Source organism: Bacillus sp. VA13 (assembly GCF_055710085.1).
This window is the reverse complement of sequence record NZ_JBVQPP010000002.1, coordinates 146,264-160,753: the sequence shown is the minus strand read 5'-3', so window position 1 is coordinate 160,753 and position 14,490 is coordinate 146,264. Positions and strand designations below refer to the sequence as shown.

At 47.0% G+C, this 14,490-nt stretch carries 16 protein-coding genes; 2 read left to right on the top strand and 14 right to left on the bottom strand.

The features are described from left to right. Positions 1 to 31 precede the first annotated feature (31 nt). The 14 genes from deoR to AC0C66_RS09010 all read right to left on the bottom strand — a co-directional run bounded on the left by deoR (position 32) and on the right by AC0C66_RS09010 (position 13,324). Positions 32 to 973 (bottom strand): DNA-binding transcriptional repressor DeoR, encoded by a 942-nt coding sequence (deoR, locus tag AC0C66_RS09075; RefSeq protein WP_072181644.1) that lies wholly within the window; start codon positions 971 to 973, stop codon positions 32 to 34. Between the two features lie 134 nt (positions 974 to 1,107). After that, the gene (locus AC0C66_RS09070) at positions 1,108 to 1,935 is read right to left on the bottom strand and encodes a DUF1206 domain-containing protein (RefSeq protein ID WP_072181643.1); all 828 of its coding nucleotides are present in this window, start codon (positions 1,933 to 1,935) and stop codon (positions 1,108 to 1,110) included. A 101-nt stretch (positions 1,936 to 2,036) separates the two neighbouring features. Beyond that, positions 2,037 to 3,119: an ethanolamine utilization protein EutH gene (eutH, locus tag AC0C66_RS09065; protein WP_072181642.1), complete on the bottom strand. Its 1,083-nt coding sequence runs from the start codon at positions 3,117 to 3,119 to the stop codon at positions 2,037 to 2,039. A 69-nt stretch (positions 3,120 to 3,188) separates the two neighbouring features. Then, a complete protein-coding gene (locus AC0C66_RS09060; RefSeq protein ID WP_072181641.1) occupies positions 3,189 to 4,526 on the bottom strand; it encodes an MmgE/PrpD family protein in 1,338 nt (445 codons plus the stop codon). Further along, a complete protein-coding gene (sndB, locus tag AC0C66_RS09055; RefSeq protein WP_072181640.1) occupies positions 4,523 to 5,665 on the bottom strand; it encodes an N-acetyl-sulfur-metabolite deacetylase SndB in 1,143 nt (380 codons plus the stop codon). The genes AC0C66_RS09060 and sndB overlap by 4 nt, the downstream gene beginning before the upstream one ends. Positions 5,666 to 5,681: 16 nt before the next feature. Then, a complete protein-coding gene (locus AC0C66_RS09050; RefSeq protein WP_014115751.1) occupies positions 5,682 to 6,431 on the bottom strand; it encodes an amino acid ABC transporter ATP-binding protein in 750 nt (249 codons plus the stop codon). Between the two features lie 12 nt (positions 6,432 to 6,443). Further along, a complete protein-coding gene (locus tag AC0C66_RS09045; RefSeq protein WP_072181639.1) occupies positions 6,444 to 7,118 on the bottom strand; it encodes an amino acid ABC transporter permease in 675 nt (224 codons plus the stop codon). A gap of 22 nt (positions 7,119 to 7,140) precedes the next feature. Further along, entirely contained in the window at positions 7,141 to 7,935 is a 795-nt protein-coding gene (locus AC0C66_RS09040; protein ID WP_061186828.1) for an amino acid ABC transporter substrate-binding protein, read from the bottom strand. Positions 7,936 to 7,957: 22 nt separating this feature from the next. Then, positions 7,958 to 8,455 (bottom strand): GNAT family N-acetyltransferase, encoded by a 498-nt coding sequence (locus AC0C66_RS09035; RefSeq protein ID WP_072181637.1) that lies wholly within the window; start codon positions 8,453 to 8,455, stop codon positions 7,958 to 7,960. 13 nt (positions 8,456 to 8,468) lie between these two features. Then, positions 8,469 to 9,794 carry an LLM class flavin-dependent oxidoreductase gene (locus AC0C66_RS09030; protein WP_061186826.1) on the bottom strand — a complete coding sequence of 442 codons (1,326 nt, stop codon included), beginning with the start codon at positions 9,792 to 9,794 and terminating at the stop codon, positions 8,469 to 8,471. Positions 9,795 to 10,156: 362 nt separating this feature from the next. After that, the gene (locus AC0C66_RS09025; protein ID WP_014115756.1) at positions 10,157 to 11,143 is read right to left on the bottom strand and encodes a choloylglycine hydrolase family protein; all 987 of its coding nucleotides are present in this window, start codon (positions 11,141 to 11,143) and stop codon (positions 10,157 to 10,159) included. A 410-nt stretch (positions 11,144 to 11,553) separates the two neighbouring features. Next, positions 11,554 to 12,366, bottom strand: coding sequence for a sugar-phosphatase (yidA, locus tag AC0C66_RS09020; protein ID WP_014115757.1), 813 nt, complete (start codon positions 12,364 to 12,366; stop codon positions 11,554 to 11,556). Positions 12,367 to 12,405: 39 nt separating this feature from the next. After that, the gene (locus AC0C66_RS09015) at positions 12,406 to 12,966 is read right to left on the bottom strand and encodes a hypothetical protein (protein WP_072181635.1); all 561 of its coding nucleotides are present in this window, start codon (positions 12,964 to 12,966) and stop codon (positions 12,406 to 12,408) included. After that, positions 12,956 to 13,324 (bottom strand): DUF3255 family protein, encoded by a 369-nt coding sequence (locus AC0C66_RS09010; protein ID WP_072181682.1) that lies wholly within the window; start codon positions 13,322 to 13,324, stop codon positions 12,956 to 12,958. The genes AC0C66_RS09015 and AC0C66_RS09010 overlap by 11 nt, the downstream gene beginning before the upstream one ends. 159 nt (positions 13,325 to 13,483) lie before the next feature. On the opposite strand from AC0C66_RS09010, the gene cotNE reads away from it, so the two are divergent. Then, on the top strand, positions 13,484 to 13,852 hold the full coding sequence (gene cotNE / locus AC0C66_RS09005) for an inner spore coat protein CotNE (RefSeq protein WP_014115760.1): 369 nt from the start codon (positions 13,484 to 13,486) through the stop codon (positions 13,850 to 13,852). A gap of 249 nt (positions 13,853 to 14,101) precedes the next feature. Next, positions 14,102 to 14,455: a hypothetical protein gene (locus AC0C66_RS09000; protein ID WP_014115761.1), complete on the top strand. Its 354-nt coding sequence runs from the start codon at positions 14,102 to 14,104 to the stop codon at positions 14,453 to 14,455. Positions 14,456 to 14,490 lie beyond the last annotated feature (35 nt).

Here is a 14,490-nt window from a genome sequence, read left to right as displayed (position 1 = left end):
GAAATTTTGTTCAACGAACGGTTTGCACGTGTCACAAATCATTAACAAGCGCCCTTGCAGTATGCTGGTCAATGATCAAAACGTTGGCATATTTTCCGGTTAATGCACCGTGTATGGAGGACACTTTTCTGCTCCCGCCGGCCACTAAAATCGAGCGTTCCTTCAGCCTAAGGTCTTCAAGCTCAACGCCGATGGTCCGGTCATTGATGGCTCTGCTGCAAATATTTCCTTTCGCATCAAAAAAGCGTGAACAGATATCCCCGACGGCCTGTTTTTTCAGCAGGGCTTTCTCTTCTTCGTTAAAGTATCCGAGCCGGAACAACAGCGCTTCTTCACGGACAGTTCCCACCGTGAAGAGAGCGATATTCGCCTGCTTGCCCATCTCGATGATCCGCTCAATATGACGGTCTTTCTCCACCATTTTCTTCACATCGGCATTATCAAACACGACGGGAAGCGGGAGATAGCGCGGCATCGTTTGAAATGCCTCTGCAAACAGCTGAATCGTTTCAGCGGAATACGTGTTTACCCGGGAATGGCTGATGCCGCCTTTCAGCTGGACGACCTCGACGCCTTTTACCTGCTTCGGCTGCATATTTTGCGCAATTTGATACATCGTGGTTCCCCAGCTGACACCGACAATGTCGCCGTCTTTCACCGTTTCATGCATATATTCTGCACCATAGCGGCTTAGGTCATGTGTAATTCCTGCATAATCAGGTGTCGGAGAAAATACAACATGCGCCTCGAGAAGCCCGTATTTCTCTTCAAGCATGGAACCGAGCGCATCCAAATCCTCAAAAGGGTCCAAGACGCGAATCTGGACAAACCCTTTTGCTTTTGCATATTGCAGCAGCCGGGAAACGGTCGGCCTTGAAATGTTGAGCTGCTCAGCAATTTGCTGCTGACTGTAGTCAGACTGATAGTAAAGCCTTGCCGCTTCTATGCTTAATTGCTGTTTTTCCCGATCCATTCTGCACCTCCCTTTGGATCAGTTCATGATGAAACTGCTTTCGATTTGCTTTTATTATACAGGCTGGCCCCAGCTTTCATCCACCTGATTTCTGAGAAACTGAAAAACGCTCTAAACACGGACCTGTCCAGAGCTTACTTCTCCCATGTCATATGCTGATAAATCCCTTTCATAATGGCGTAAAGTCCATATAGGATCAGCCCGCACGCTAATATAGACAGAATCATTTTACCATGCGGCTGCTGCGCGAGTTCGGCGAGCGCGCCGTCAAAGCCTTTTGTATCGTCAGGATCAGCGGTCATGGCTGTCTTGATGAGAAAATAGCCGATAGCTGAGAAAATAATGGCCCGGGCGATATTGCCTGCTCGCCCGGTGTTTTTCGCGATGCATATCATGTGTTTGTCCATTTTCGACGTATCGAATTCTTTCATAAAAGCAGCCCGGACACCCTTCACAAATTGAACGATCGCAAATAGGATAAAACCAGCACCCGTAAGCCCTGTGAGCCATTGGCCGAACGGCTGGGCCAATATATAAGCGGACCACGTCTGTTCTGAAGTGCCGCCGTCTCCTTGGCCAAACACAAAGCGCAAGGCATTCCAAGCAATGGATGCATAAACGGCGGCGCTGAAAAAGTTTCCTGTTCTCCGCGTCAGGCCGCGCCTGCTTGTTCCGTGGCCTTCCGTGTCCTTGAGCGCGCTCAGCACCATCCAGATCACATAACCGACGAGACCGACGCCAATGAAAAAAAGCAAGAATGACCCGTACGGCATGCGTGATAACGTTTGGAGCGCTCCGCTCGAATCTTTTGCGCCGCCCGCCCCAGCTGCCGTCATACATGCTAAAATCCCGAGCAGGATAAACACGCCGCCGAATGCAAAATAACCAAGCCTCCCGAATCGCTTGACCCAAGGCTTGGTTTCCTGTTTGATTTTTGACATGTACTGGTCTTTCACGGCCATGTGTCCAACCCTCTTTCACAGAATCCTTACTGTAACATTCCCGATTGGACAAAATTGAAACAGCTGCTGCCTTAGCTATGGCTGGCTGAGACATGTTTTTGCTAGTCAGCTGACTGTGCAGGCGTCATCCAAGCAGCCGCTGCGGCAGCTGTGATTCCGCCCGCTAATTTTCCAATGATCATAGCAGCCGCCATTTCTTTTTTCATTCCGGCTACAAAACCGAGATGGCTGCCAAGCACAAAGGCTGCGCTAACCGAAAACGCGACATTGATGACCTTTCCTCTCGGCGTCATATCTTTTAATGAAGCCAACATGGGAATATGATGAGCCAAAGAAGTCACCAAGCCTGCTGTTGCTGTCTCATCTAAATGAAAGCATCTCCCCAGTGCCTGAAGAGGCTTTTTAAAGACTTTTGTGATAAAGGCGGTCATCGGAAACGCCCCTGCCAACGCAATGGCGATGGTCCCTGTCGTTTGTATCCCTGTTTCGACGTTTTCCATCCCTGGAATCAGCACAATGCCAGTCATCGTTTCAACGGAGACAGCTGCAAGCCCGATAATTGCAACCATACTGACAGCCTTCCCGAAGAGATGAAATAACCGAATGATGATATCGGTGTACCGCCATAATCCAAAAGCGATCACAGCAGATAAAAGACTCGGAATCAGGAGGTTTTGACCTATCATGATGATGTTAAGGCCTGCGCATAATCCGCCGGTTAAGCACCCGATCGGCACTGTACACAGCCCGATTAAAATGCCTTTTGCAAAGTACGGGTGATCCTCTTTTTCGATGATGCCTAGAGCGACGGGAATTGTGAAGACAATAGCCGGTCCCATCATCGTTCCTAAAAACACCCATGAAAACAATCCGGCTTGTGGATCTTTCGCCATTTCTCCAGCGAGCGCATATCCTCCCATATCAATGGCCAAGATAGTGTTCGCAAAGGATGAAGGATCGGCGCCAATCGCTGTATAAACCGGAGAGACGATGGGAATCAGGATAGCTGCCAGCACGGGTGCCAGCGACACAATTCCGATCATGGACAGCGCCAGCGGCCCCATGGCCTTGAAGCCGTCGGCAAACCGCTCGCCAAGCCCCCACCTGTTTCCCAAACAATAATCCGCCGCTCCCAATAGTAAAAAGGCAGCCAAAATGAATACAACCGCGTCATTCACCGTCATGGTTTCTCCTTTTTCAAACGTATGATTGGTTTTATCATATCATCTGAAATCGGTTAGTAGAGCTGAATCTTATCCAATATGCGCTAAAAATTCTTTTATATCGGCTTTCTCAACGGCTGTTATGATGTGCCGTGCTTTTTCATGTGGAACCGTTAATGTCAATTTTTCTTTTATGTCTTCTTCAGACAGCTCGTTTCCTGGGGCTCCTTTTGGACAGTCCACACGCGCTTCGCAAATCCGGCCGTCTGATAAATAGGCCCGGACAATCGTGAAACGGCCTTTTGGAACGGCATGAGGGGCCGGCTGAATGGCATTGTCATATACTCGCTGAATATGCCCTATTGTCGTTTGAATGACGCTTGGGATCGGCTGGCTGTTGAAATGCTCAGCGTTCAGCTCATGTCCGTGCAAAGCAAGAGCAATCACATATTCAACGCTGAAACGGCCTTCCTCTCCAGTCTTCGGCGATCTTTCCGTCAATGCAGCATCTCCGCCTGGCGGAAAAATCACTTCAATCCGCTCGGTATTGGCAGCAGAAATAGCTTCTTCAGAGACAAGCTTTCGTACCGCATCTGCAGCATGGTGTGCCGCAGAGCAAAATGGGTAAATCTTAAACCATAGGCCAGGCTTCACGATTCTCCATGATGCGCCCCAACGGTTTAGCAACGTGTTTTGTGCTTTTTCTAAATCACCGTACAGGCCGAAGAAACCTGTATCTCCATCAAGTGCCGTACGGGACCCGCCGAATTCTGATTGGGCCAGCTTAACGGCAAGCAAGCCAGCCTGAGCCGCCAGCCCGGCGTGCAGCGGTTTCATTTCTGTCCCAAATTGCACCCTCATCCCGGCAGATTGCGTTGCTGCAAAACCAATGGCTTTTTCCAGCTCTTCCTGAGTCAGTTCCTCTGCGTAACCTGCGGCGCAGGCAGCAGCGATCGCGCCAAGCGTTCCTGTATTATGCCAGCCCTTTTCATAGTGGCGGCTGCCAATCGATTCTCCCAGCCTTGCCATCACTTCAACACCAACAATATAAGCGCCAAGAAGCCGCTCGTCATATCCGCGAGCGGCAGAAGCTATAAGAGCCGGCACGATGACAGCACTGGGGTGTCCTCTTACATCGGAGTGGACATCATCAAAATCCAATGCATGGGCGATAAATCCATTGAGCATCGCGGATTGTAATGGCGCGGCCTTTTTTCCTTGCCCGATAATAGGAACAAGGGACGCGCCTCCTTCATCCTCTATCAGGCGGAGGAGCTTTTGAATTCCTTTATCTTCTCTTCCTGCGAATGAAGCGGCTGTAAAATCGAGTAACCCTTTTTTTGCTTCACGCATCGCGGCAATTGCACGCTCAGGCTGTGACGTTCTCACAGCCTCCGCGAGACCTGCTGTCAGCCCTTGTCTGCTCATTTGATGGTCTCCAGTACGATAACAGCCAGCTCAGCGAAATATTGAGATGCAACCGTCAAGGCTTCTTCATCCAATGTAAAGGCCGGGTGATGCCACTCCTCCGTACCGTTCGTTCCCATCCACACAAAAAATCCCGGGATCTTCTCTTGATACAGAGCGAAGTCTTCTCCGCCCGGAGACTGCTCAGCGTGAACAGTTTGATAGCCAAGCCGTTCCGCAGCTTCGGATGCCGCATTCAAAAATGTGCCGTCATTCTGAACGGAAGGCAAATAAGGAAACCACTTGAATTCTGCTTGTGCCCCATAGCCCGCGGCAATTCCTTCAGCCACTCGTTTCATATGTTCCGGAACAGCCTGTCTCGCTTCTTTTTGAAAGGTTCGAACCGTCCCCTCCATTTCAGCCTGGTCCGGAATCACGTTCCACGAAGTGCCCGCCTGTACTCTTGTAATACTAACGACCGCGTTTTGCAATGAGCTGATGTTGCGGCTGACCACAGATTGCAGGCCGCTGATGATTTGTCCGGCTGCAACGATTGGATCAATACTGTTATTCGGGATGCCGGCGTGTCCGCCTTTCCCTTTGACGACGATCTCAAATCGGTCAACACTTGCCATGAGCGGACCTTCTTTTACACCTATGGTCCCGACAGGCAGATCCGGCTTATTGTGCATGCCGAAAATCGCGGAAACGCCATCAAGTACGCCAGCTTCGATTACCTTTCTTGCTCCTGCGGCAATTTCTTCCGCTGGCTGAAAAATAAAGCGGACAGTACCTTTCAGCTCGGCTCTTCTTTGATTCAGCAAAATGGCCGTGCCGATAATGGAAGCTGTATGAAAATCGTGTCCGCACGCATGCATCGTACCGTCAACCTTAGATGCAAACGGCAGATTCGTCTGTTCTTGGATCGGGAGCGCATCAATGTCAGCTCGTATCGCTATCACGGGTCCGTCTTCGTGCCCTTTGATTTCCGCAATCACGCCTGTTTCCAATAGAGGAACGTCAAGAATCTCAATATGTTCTTCTTCAAGCCAGCGGCGGATTTTTTTCGTCGTTTCAACCTCTTGAAATGACAGTTCAGGATGTTCATGAAGATCACGCCGCATATTGATTAAACGGGTATGAAACGTTTTGTCGGCCATTGTTCTTCTCCCTTTCTTATATAAGCTCTGCAGGCTCTCCCACCTGCTTGATAAATCGTTTCGTCCGTTCGTTTTTCGGATGGTCAAACAGTTCTTCTGGCGTTCCCTGCTCGATAATATGGCCGTCTGCCATAAAAATCACTTTATCAGCGACCTCTTTCGCAAACGCCATTTCGTGTGTAACAATGATCATCGTTGTTTGTTTTTCCGCAATGGACTTGATGACCTGAAGCACCCCTGCGACGAGCTCAGGGTCAAGCGCCGAAGTTGGTTCATCCAGCAAGATCGCATGCGGATTGACCGCAAGTGCCCGCGCGATGCCGATTCGCTGCTGCTGGCCGCCGGACATTGTGATCGGATAGCTGTCAGCCTTATGCTCTAAACCAACTTGTTTCAGAATATCCATTCCAATGCGTTTCGCTTCGTCGCGTGATTTGTGTTGAGCCACGATTAAAGCTTCTGTAATGTTTTGCAGAGCCGTTTTATTTTTAAACAGATTGTAGTTTTGAAAGACCATGGCCGTTTGCTGGCGAAGCCGGTGTGCTTCCTTGCGTGTGAACTTTTCCGCGTTCAGTTTGGCTTCTCCGATTTCAATGTGGCCTTGATCCGGACGTTCTAATAGATTTAAGCACCGGAGAAGCGTTGATTTTCCAGAACCGGACGGACCGATGATCGCCACTACTTCTCCGCGTTTCACTTCTAGATCGATTCCGTCGAGCACGACGAGATCTTTAAACGCTTTGCGAATATTTTTTACTGTTATCAACTGATTTCACCTCTAAGTCCGGTATGGCTTGCTCATGGCGCGTTCAAACATGTCCTGCAAAATGCTGTAGATAATGGTAAGAACCCAATAGACAATCGCAACCGCTAAGTACGTCTCAAAATATTTGAGGTTTCCTGAAGCGTACATCTTCCCTTGGGCGAACATCTCCATGACCCCTAATGTAAAGGCCAGTGAGGTTTCTTTGAGTAGTCCGATAAATGTATTTCCCGTTGCCGGAATCGCATTTCGGACGGCTTGCGGCAAAATAATCCGTCTGTATGCCTGAAGTTTTGTCATGCCGACAGACAGGCATGCCTCCAGCTGCCCTTCATCAACAGAATTGAGGGCGGCACGGAAGATTTCTGCCAAATAAGCGGCGTTTTTTAAACTTAACCCGATGATGGCAGCTGTGAGAGCTGTCATTTTGCTCATCTCTGGAAATAACTGCGGCAGCCCGTAGTAGATTAAGAACAGCTGCACAAGTGTCGGCACGCCCCGGAAAAAGGATATATACAGCTTTGACAGCTGATGAAGCACTGGAATTTTGTTCTTTGTGATAAGTGCGAGAATAAGTCCTCCGATAATGGCAAAAATCATAGCCGCTACGGCCATAAACAAGGTGATCGGAAGGGCCTGAATTAAAGTCGGGAACGCTGATATCATGAATTCCCAATCAATTGTGTTCATTCTGGTGATTCACCGCCGTTTCTTAATGCTTCTGTTCTACTGTGATATCTTCATTAAAATATTTTTCGGAAAGCTTTTTCAGTGTTCCGTCTTTCCGCAATTCATCAAGCGCTTTATTAACTTTTTTGCGGAGCTTATCGTGTGCGTCGTCCTTGGCAAATGGGAATGCAACTTGTTCGTACACAATCGGATCCCCTGCAAGCTTTAACGGCAATCCGGTTTTCTTCATTTGCGCGATCAGCACAGTTCGGCTGTTGACATAAGCGTCTACACGGCCGTAAGCGACATCCTTCAGCGTGCCTTCTTGTGTTTCGTATGTTTTGATATTGATTTTTTTATCAGGATCTTTGCTTTCAAGATTTTTTGCGTGATTTGAACCGAGAACGGCAGCGACTGTCTTCCCTTTTAAATCGTCTACTGACTTGATGTCATGATTGTCTTTTTTGACAACAATCTGTGTTCCCGCATAAGCGTATGGTTCAGTAAAGTGATACGTTTCCTTACGTTCATCAGTCACAGCTACCTGGTTGGAAATGGTATCAAGCTTGCCTGTTTGAAGCTCTCCCATCAGCCCGCTGAATTCAAGCAGCTTCCAGTCCAGTTTCATGTCAATTTTCTTCGCGACCGCTTCCATCACTTCCACATCAAAACCTGTCAGCTTTCCGTCTTCTTTATAAGCAAATGGGTAACTTTGTCCTGTCGCACCGACATGAAGTACATTGTCATCCTCTTTACTGCTGCTGTTTCCATTGCCGCAAGCTGAGAGCACCGCTAATAATGCAGCAACGAACAGCACAGTCCATTTTTTCATTTTCATTTGATTTCCCGCCTTTTCTATTTTATAGGTCATTTCGCAATTGTTTTTTCATATAGATTGTCATATGCCCTTTGCCAAGGTCTTGTTCACCTGAGCGGACATACCCTTTTCGTTCATACATCTCAATCAGCCACGGATGCTTATCCGCTGTTCCGAGTGAGACAAACGGAACCTTTAACGTATCGCGGAGGATTGTTTCCTCCAGCCATTGAAGCAGCTTTGTTCCGACTCCTTTTTGACCGGTGTCAGGGTCCACAGCGAACCACCAGATATGCGGAACGCCATACGGTCCCGGCTGCTGTCCCCAAGGCATTCTTAAGGTAATGGTCGCGATGATCCGCCCGTCCTCTTCCATGACGTAGCAGGCGTTTTTCCCGATGTTATTTAACACCAAATCCAGATCCGCATGAGCGGCAGCAAAACGAATACCGAGCTTTCGAATCGGTTCATAAGCCCGCAGTGTCAGCTCTAGAAGCTGTTCGGCATCACGTTCAACTGCAAGACGATATTGTGCCTTCATCTAGCGTTCCTCCTTACTTTGCATAACGGTTTACCGGCTTTTCCAAACCGAAGTGGTCTCTCAATGTAGTGCCTTCATATTCTTTTCTGAACACCCCGCGCTCCTGTAAAATCGGAACCACTTGATCAACAAACACTTCAATTCCTTCCGGAAGAAGCGGAGGCATGATGTTAAACCCGTCACATGCCTTCTTATCCACCCATTCCTGCATCTTGTCGGCGAGCTGCTCCGGCGTGCCGACGAAGATATGGTGGCCTCTGGAGCCTGCAACGTATTTGTAAAGCTCGCGTATCGTCATATTGTCACGTTCAGCCATTTCCTGAACAAGCTTGAAGCGGCTCTTCACCGCATTGGAAGCATCTGCGTCAAGCTTCGGCAGCGGCCCGTCAAGCGGATATGCTGACAAATCAATTCCTCCTAAATAATTTTGGAGAATTTGCAGACCGACAGATGGAATAATCAGATCTTGAAGCTCCTTGTATTTGGCTTGCGCTGCTTCTTCGGTATCAGCAATGATCGGGAAAATACCCGGCATGATTGCAATTTTTTCTGGATCACGTCCGAATTCCGCAGCCTGCTCTTTAATCGATTGATAAAAATCTTGAGCTGATTCCAGGTGGTTTTGCGCTGTGAAGATCACTTCTGCTGTTCTGGCAGCCAGTGCTTTTCCGTCTCCTGATGATCCTGCCTGGATAATGACCGGCTGGCCCTGCGGCGTTCTTGAAACGTTCAGAGGCCCGCGAACCGAGAAATATTCTCCTTTGTGGTTCAGCTCGTGCATTTTTTCCTTCTCAAAGAATTCACCTGTTTCTTTATTGCGGATAAAAGCGTCCTCTTCCCATGAATCCCAAAGTCCCTTTACAACCTCGACAAATTCCTCTGCCCGCTGATAGCGCAAATGGTGTTCAAGATGCTTTTCACCACTGAAATTCAGCGCTGTTGATTCAATAGACGAAGTGACGACATTCCATCCGGCACGGCCGTTAGACAGATGATCCAATGACGCAAACTGTCTGGCAATGTGAAACGGCTCGCTGTATGTAGTGGAAGCTGTTGCTGTCAGTCCGATTCTTGATGTTACCTGCGCCAAAGCAGAGAGCAAGGTGAATGGCTCAAACCTTGTTAACACATTTGGATGAGACTTGCTGTCAATTGATAGGCTATCCGCTAAAAACAGCATATCCAGCTTGCCCCGCTCCGCTGTTTTCGCAAGCTCTTTAAAATAATCCAAATTCATGCTCGCATCGGCAGGCGCGTCCGGATGCCGCCAAGACGCCACATGATGTCCTGTACCCGCTAGAAAAACCCCTAATTTGATTTGTTTCTTTTTGCTTGTCATGACGTTACTCCTTTTATCATGTTTTAGGCTGAAAAATCCGAAAAATAAACACCTATATTCCTAGTCGTTTAATATGAATAAATCAAAATGTACCCTTGTCTTAGGCGTTTGTCAATGAGTTAAGATCAAATTTTTCATATCTCGTGGAATCATGGGGCGGCATTTGTGCAACCTGTGTACTCGTAAAACTAGTCTGATGATGCTGAGACTCAGTTTTGATCCAAAGTTTATATAAATATAGCTTGCGCGTGATCGGCGTTGTAGATTTAGCACGGTCCATTTTGCCAATGATTCAGAAGCTGTGACATCGTACAAAAAAATAAGCTGATCCCGGATTCATACCGGAATCAGCTTATTGAATCTTAATTAAGCTCTAGAATATTTTCTTCTGCTTTAGCAGAAAACACTTTAGGCTCCAGACAGTCAAGGTCTTCATGAAATAAACTTACTTTTTGGATTTGCCGATTGTCGTAGTGGTGAAAGTAGTAGTTTCCCGTGTCGTTGCACATCACAGAAGTATATTGCGTATAATCAATCTCGTCTTCTTCCGTTATCACAGCACCCTTGGGTATCGCCATGTTTGCCAAAAGCTGAAAAGCAGCTGATACACCTCTCGTTTCATCTGCTGCTGGCTCTAGATGTTCTTTCAGAAAAACAGCTCTGACAAACCGTGAAGGCGGTGTATAATCTCCCGGCAGACCCACTGTACCCGAGCCTTGGCCAAAAGCGGATAGCATCAAGCCGCCCATCTCCTTGCTCTCGAATTGTTTCGGCCTTATTCCTATATATTGCCGAAGATTGGTCACATGCCATAAAAAGTCGGGACTGTTCGTCATGACACCTGGTTGATTGTCATAGATTTTGATGCCGTCTGCTCTCGGTTCTATCGTCAGGCTGCGTCCCGTCCGGTCTGACAATATCCAGTGTAGCGGTAAAACGGTATCCAATAGCTCTAATTTCTTCTCCACAATCGTTAAAGAGCGGATCTTTTCTTTTACGTCTTCCAAAGACTTACAAACTGACAGCGCCCATGTTACAAACTCATGCGGGGCAATTTGAACGCCGTCTTCCCGTCTCGTTTTTTCGTACTCCGCATATCCCATAAAATAAAGCGCCGCACAAGATAAACCGCTTTCATTAACACCGTCGGCAAATAATATATTTCCAAGTTTTCTCCCCATACCGATAAACGCGTACTGTGTTTGATGCACCTTTCCGTCAGCTTCACTCGTCCAGCTGTAACGGCGCGGATAGAGAATGACCTCCGTCCCCAGCTGAAATGCAAAATCCATTGTTCTCGCTAATAAATGATTCCGGTCAGCAGTTTCCAATGTAAGACTTGTGCACATCTGATTCAGTCCCCTTTCCAATCAGGCTAAAATCATACATTTTGTGAACAACTTGTTTTATCAGCATAACGAAAGTCAAATAGATTCGTCAAAAGATTAACATTAATCAAAACGAGGAATCCATCCCAAAGCAAAGAATGACAAGAAGATTCGTTCATGAGAAAAAAATGTACGATGCTGATGTTTATGGTGATTGCTTCCTTTTTATTTCTACAGGCCTCTGCAGCAGCAGAGCCAATAAGAAATTATGCAGGTTCATAATTCATCGCTGATGTTCTAAAAGGGCAGCAGGAAAAAGAAATCTTAGCGTCCATTCCGCAAAAAGGGCTGATGATGATTACAGACCAGACAGGCACAATAAAGCCGCCGCCATAACAAAAAAATCCAGCCTCCTAAAAGGCTGGATTTCATTATTTCGCCAAAACAAGCTCGTGAATCGCATGCGCAACACCATGTTCATTGTTGGAGCGTGTTTGAAAGTTTGCGGCTTCCAATACTTCTGGGATGGCGTTTGCCATGGCAACGCCGCAGCCCGCCCATTCAATCATTGTCAGGTCGTTCCCGTTGTCCCCTATGCTCATGACTTCCGCTTGTTCAATTCCAAGCAGCTGTGCTAGCTGGCGTACGGCATTTCCTTTGCTGGCTTCCGGATGCAGAATTTCATAAAAGAAAGGCGCGCTTCTTACCATTGTATATTTTTCTCTCACGTCTTTTGGAATCGATGTAATGACGTGGCTTAAGTTCTCCGGTTTATCAATAAACATCACTTTCGGGATGAGGATATCTTTTGGCACCTCGTCAATCTCGCGGAAATGAAGCGGCACTTGCGTCACATAGGATTCGTATACGGTAAATTCGCTAATATCCCGGTTAGGCGTATACAAATTAGATGAGTCAAAGAAATGCATCGGCGTCTTCAGCTCTAAGCTCAGGTCATATAATGAAGTCAAATCATCATAACCGAGAGACAGCTCCGTGACCACTTCGTTTGTATAGGTATTTTGAACAAGCGCTCCATTATACGCAATAACATAGTCGCCTTCTTCAATTAAATTCAGTTCATCTAAATATCTCCGCACACCCCCTATCGGCCGGCCGGTGCAAAGCACAATTTTGACACCTTCCGCTTTAGCCGCGTGAAGAGCGTTGCGGACTTCCTCTGTTACTTCATGATGATCATTTAAAAGTGTTCCATCCATATCAATTGCAATTAGTTTATACATCCTGCATCTCCTTCATGTCGTTTTCAGGCTATAGTCCCATCATATCGTTTTTTCTTTTTGATATTCAACTGGAAGAGATGATTTTCTCCGGATTCTGTTTAGACGCCGGCCTTGTCTTCGAGTACGCGTGCGCGGTTTCCGCTTTCTACTTGTCTCCATGCCGCCGTTTTCTGTTTTTTCCTGTTTCATTAGCAGGAAGCCGGCAGCTAAAAAAGGAATGCCGGTTATATTCAAGATGGCGAGCTTCACACCCGCCGCCGTCAAAAAGAATCCCCATGAAGATGCAGGATTCCGCCTAATCATGACGTAAGCCGTCATTTCCAGAACAATCAAGATGGCATGAAGAACTACACAATACATAAGCCATACAAGCGCAAAAAACAATACATAATTCACGATTGCCCCTGAGTACATCATAGCGCGCATCATTTGTATAAACGATAAGGACTGCATGGATCCGCTGATAACATTAGGGTTATAGATCGTATAATCACTAAATAAGTCTTTGATCTTGAGAAAAGCCCATAATATAAATATCCACTGAATGATATGTAAAATAAGTCCTGTTAACACCAGTCTTTCAGCTTTTTTATTTCTCATATTTCTCCTCCTTGCCGGTCTTTGATGTGATTCTTGTCATCGTTTTTGTCTGGCCATTTTGCTCCCATATCAGCGTCCCATTTTCTCCTCTTTTCAGCGTGCTTTTGAGCGGATAATAAGGTCCGAGATACTGAATCCCGATAGACCCGTCAGTGCTTTGGGAAATCACCTTGTATGCCATAAAAGGCAGCTGTACCTCTCCTATTCCTTCAATCACTTCCGTCTCCATCACCTCGTCTTTGGTAAAGGTGACTGTTGCTGATTTCACGCCATCCATGGGTCCCTGGGCAATTCCCTCATCCCACGTTCCGTAATAAAACGGCGTTTCCTCTTTTTGTTGTTGGCAGCCCGATATCATGACGCTTACAGCGGCCAGCAGCAAAGCGATAAGACCTTTGCTGCGCAACTTGATCACCGCCCTTTCTCACCTTTTTAGGCAAATGCCGTGGCACTGTGCCAATGACTACATAAGTTATAAGGAATTCACCCACATTTTATTTTTAAGGAGATTGATTACATGAATCCATATCAATATTACAGCCCGCAGCTGCCTCAGCAGGAACCTTACTATAGCCAACATGAATACAATCCTTATCCGCAGCAGGATTATTATGATCCTTACCAGACGGACAGACAGCCGCCGGCGTTAGAAAGAAGAGTTGCGGCACTTGAACGGCAAAACGAACAGCAATCAAGAGAGTTAACACGCCTTACGAATGAAGACCGCCGTCAAAATCGGGAAATTGCACGGATTGCCGAACAGGTCAATCAGTTAAGCCAGGCTGTTGAACGCCATACACGCCGTTTAAACCGGCTCAATCAGCGCCTCCGCACAGTAGAAAACAGGCTGAATATCCCATTTACTGCTGGGGAAGGCGGTTTCTGAAGCAGGCAAAGAAAAAAAGCGGAATACGATTCTCCCGATTTCAGGGTTTCGTTTTCCGCAATCCTTATGGTTTTAAAACGGAACATTTACATAAAAAGGGTTTGTACCAGTATACAATCTTTACCGTTTTCATTCAAAGATAGAGGAGCTGAGGAAAATAATTGTAGTTCCACTTTTACAGAATTTCTTTTCATTCAAGTTGCATGATAATACCGACTCACATCAATCGATCACATGGAGGAATGATTCATGCATCATACACAACACGGCTTGCAGCAGCTGAACCAATGCCGCCAGACTGCTCAGCAGCTCATTCAGCAAACACAGCAAAGCAGCCAGCAATATCGCCAAATGCTTCATCAGGAGCAGCAAAACATCCAAATGCTGCAGCAGATTCTAAACCACGAACAACAAGCGGCACATACCATTCAGCAAGCGCTGCACGGACATGACATGGCCATTCAAAAATGCCAGCAGGTTGTCAACATGTGCAACCAAATGCAGCAGGAATTCACTGGACAATCCAGCGTGATGAATACGAATGTGTCTACACTTCCATTCGGCCAAAATACGCCATTCCAGCAGCAATCCTACCAGCAGTAACATATAAAAAGCTCAACACAATGCTAGTGTTGAGC

Excerpts from the sequence above, each read along its gene's own strand:
- AC0C66_RS09070 (WP_072181643.1), bottom strand. The coding sequence starts at position 1,935 with ATGGCCGTGAAAGACCAGTACATGTCAAAAATCAAACAGGAAACCAAG.
- AC0C66_RS09060 (WP_072181641.1), bottom strand. The coding sequence starts at position 4,526 with ATGAGCAGACAAGGGCTGACAGCAGGTCTCGCGGAGGCTGTGAGAACG.
- AC0C66_RS09030 (WP_061186826.1), bottom strand. The coding sequence starts at position 9,794 with ATGACAAGCAAAAAGAAACAAATCAAATTAGGGGTTTTTCTAGCGGGT.
- sndB (WP_072181640.1), bottom strand. The coding sequence starts at position 5,665 with ATGGCCGACAAAACGTTTCATACCCGTTTAATCAATATGCGGCGTGAT.
- AC0C66_RS09000 (WP_014115761.1), top strand. The coding sequence starts at position 14,102 with ATGCATCATACACAACACGGCTTGCAGCAGCTGAACCAATGCCGCCAG.
- eutH (WP_072181642.1), bottom strand. The coding sequence starts at position 3,119 with ATGACGGTGAATGACGCGGTTGTATTCATTTTGGCTGCCTTTTTACTA.
- AC0C66_RS09015 (WP_072181635.1), bottom strand. The coding sequence starts at position 12,966 with ATGAGAAATAAAAAAGCTGAAAGACTGGTGTTAACAGGACTTATTTTA.
- AC0C66_RS09040 (WP_061186828.1), bottom strand. The coding sequence starts at position 7,935 with ATGAAAATGAAAAAATGGACTGTGCTGTTCGTTGCTGCATTATTAGCG.
- yidA (WP_014115757.1), bottom strand. The coding sequence starts at position 12,366 with ATGTATAAACTAATTGCAATTGATATGGATGGAACACTTTTAAATGAT.
- AC0C66_RS09010 (WP_072181682.1), bottom strand. The coding sequence starts at position 13,324 with ATGATATCGGGCTGCCAACAACAAAAAGAGGAAACGCCGTTTTATTAC.
- deoR (WP_072181644.1), bottom strand. The coding sequence starts at position 973 with ATGGATCGGGAAAAACAGCAATTAAGCATAGAAGCGGCAAGGCTTTAC.
- AC0C66_RS09035 (WP_072181637.1), bottom strand. The coding sequence starts at position 8,455 with ATGAAGGCACAATATCGTCTTGCAGTTGAACGTGATGCCGAACAGCTT.
- cotNE (WP_014115760.1), top strand. The coding sequence starts at position 13,484 with ATGAATCCATATCAATATTACAGCCCGCAGCTGCCTCAGCAGGAACCT.
- AC0C66_RS09045 (WP_072181639.1), bottom strand. The coding sequence starts at position 7,118 with ATGAACACAATTGATTGGGAATTCATGATATCAGCGTTCCCGACTTTA.
- AC0C66_RS09025 (WP_014115756.1), bottom strand. The coding sequence starts at position 11,143 with ATGTGCACAAGTCTTACATTGGAAACTGCTGACCGGAATCATTTATTA.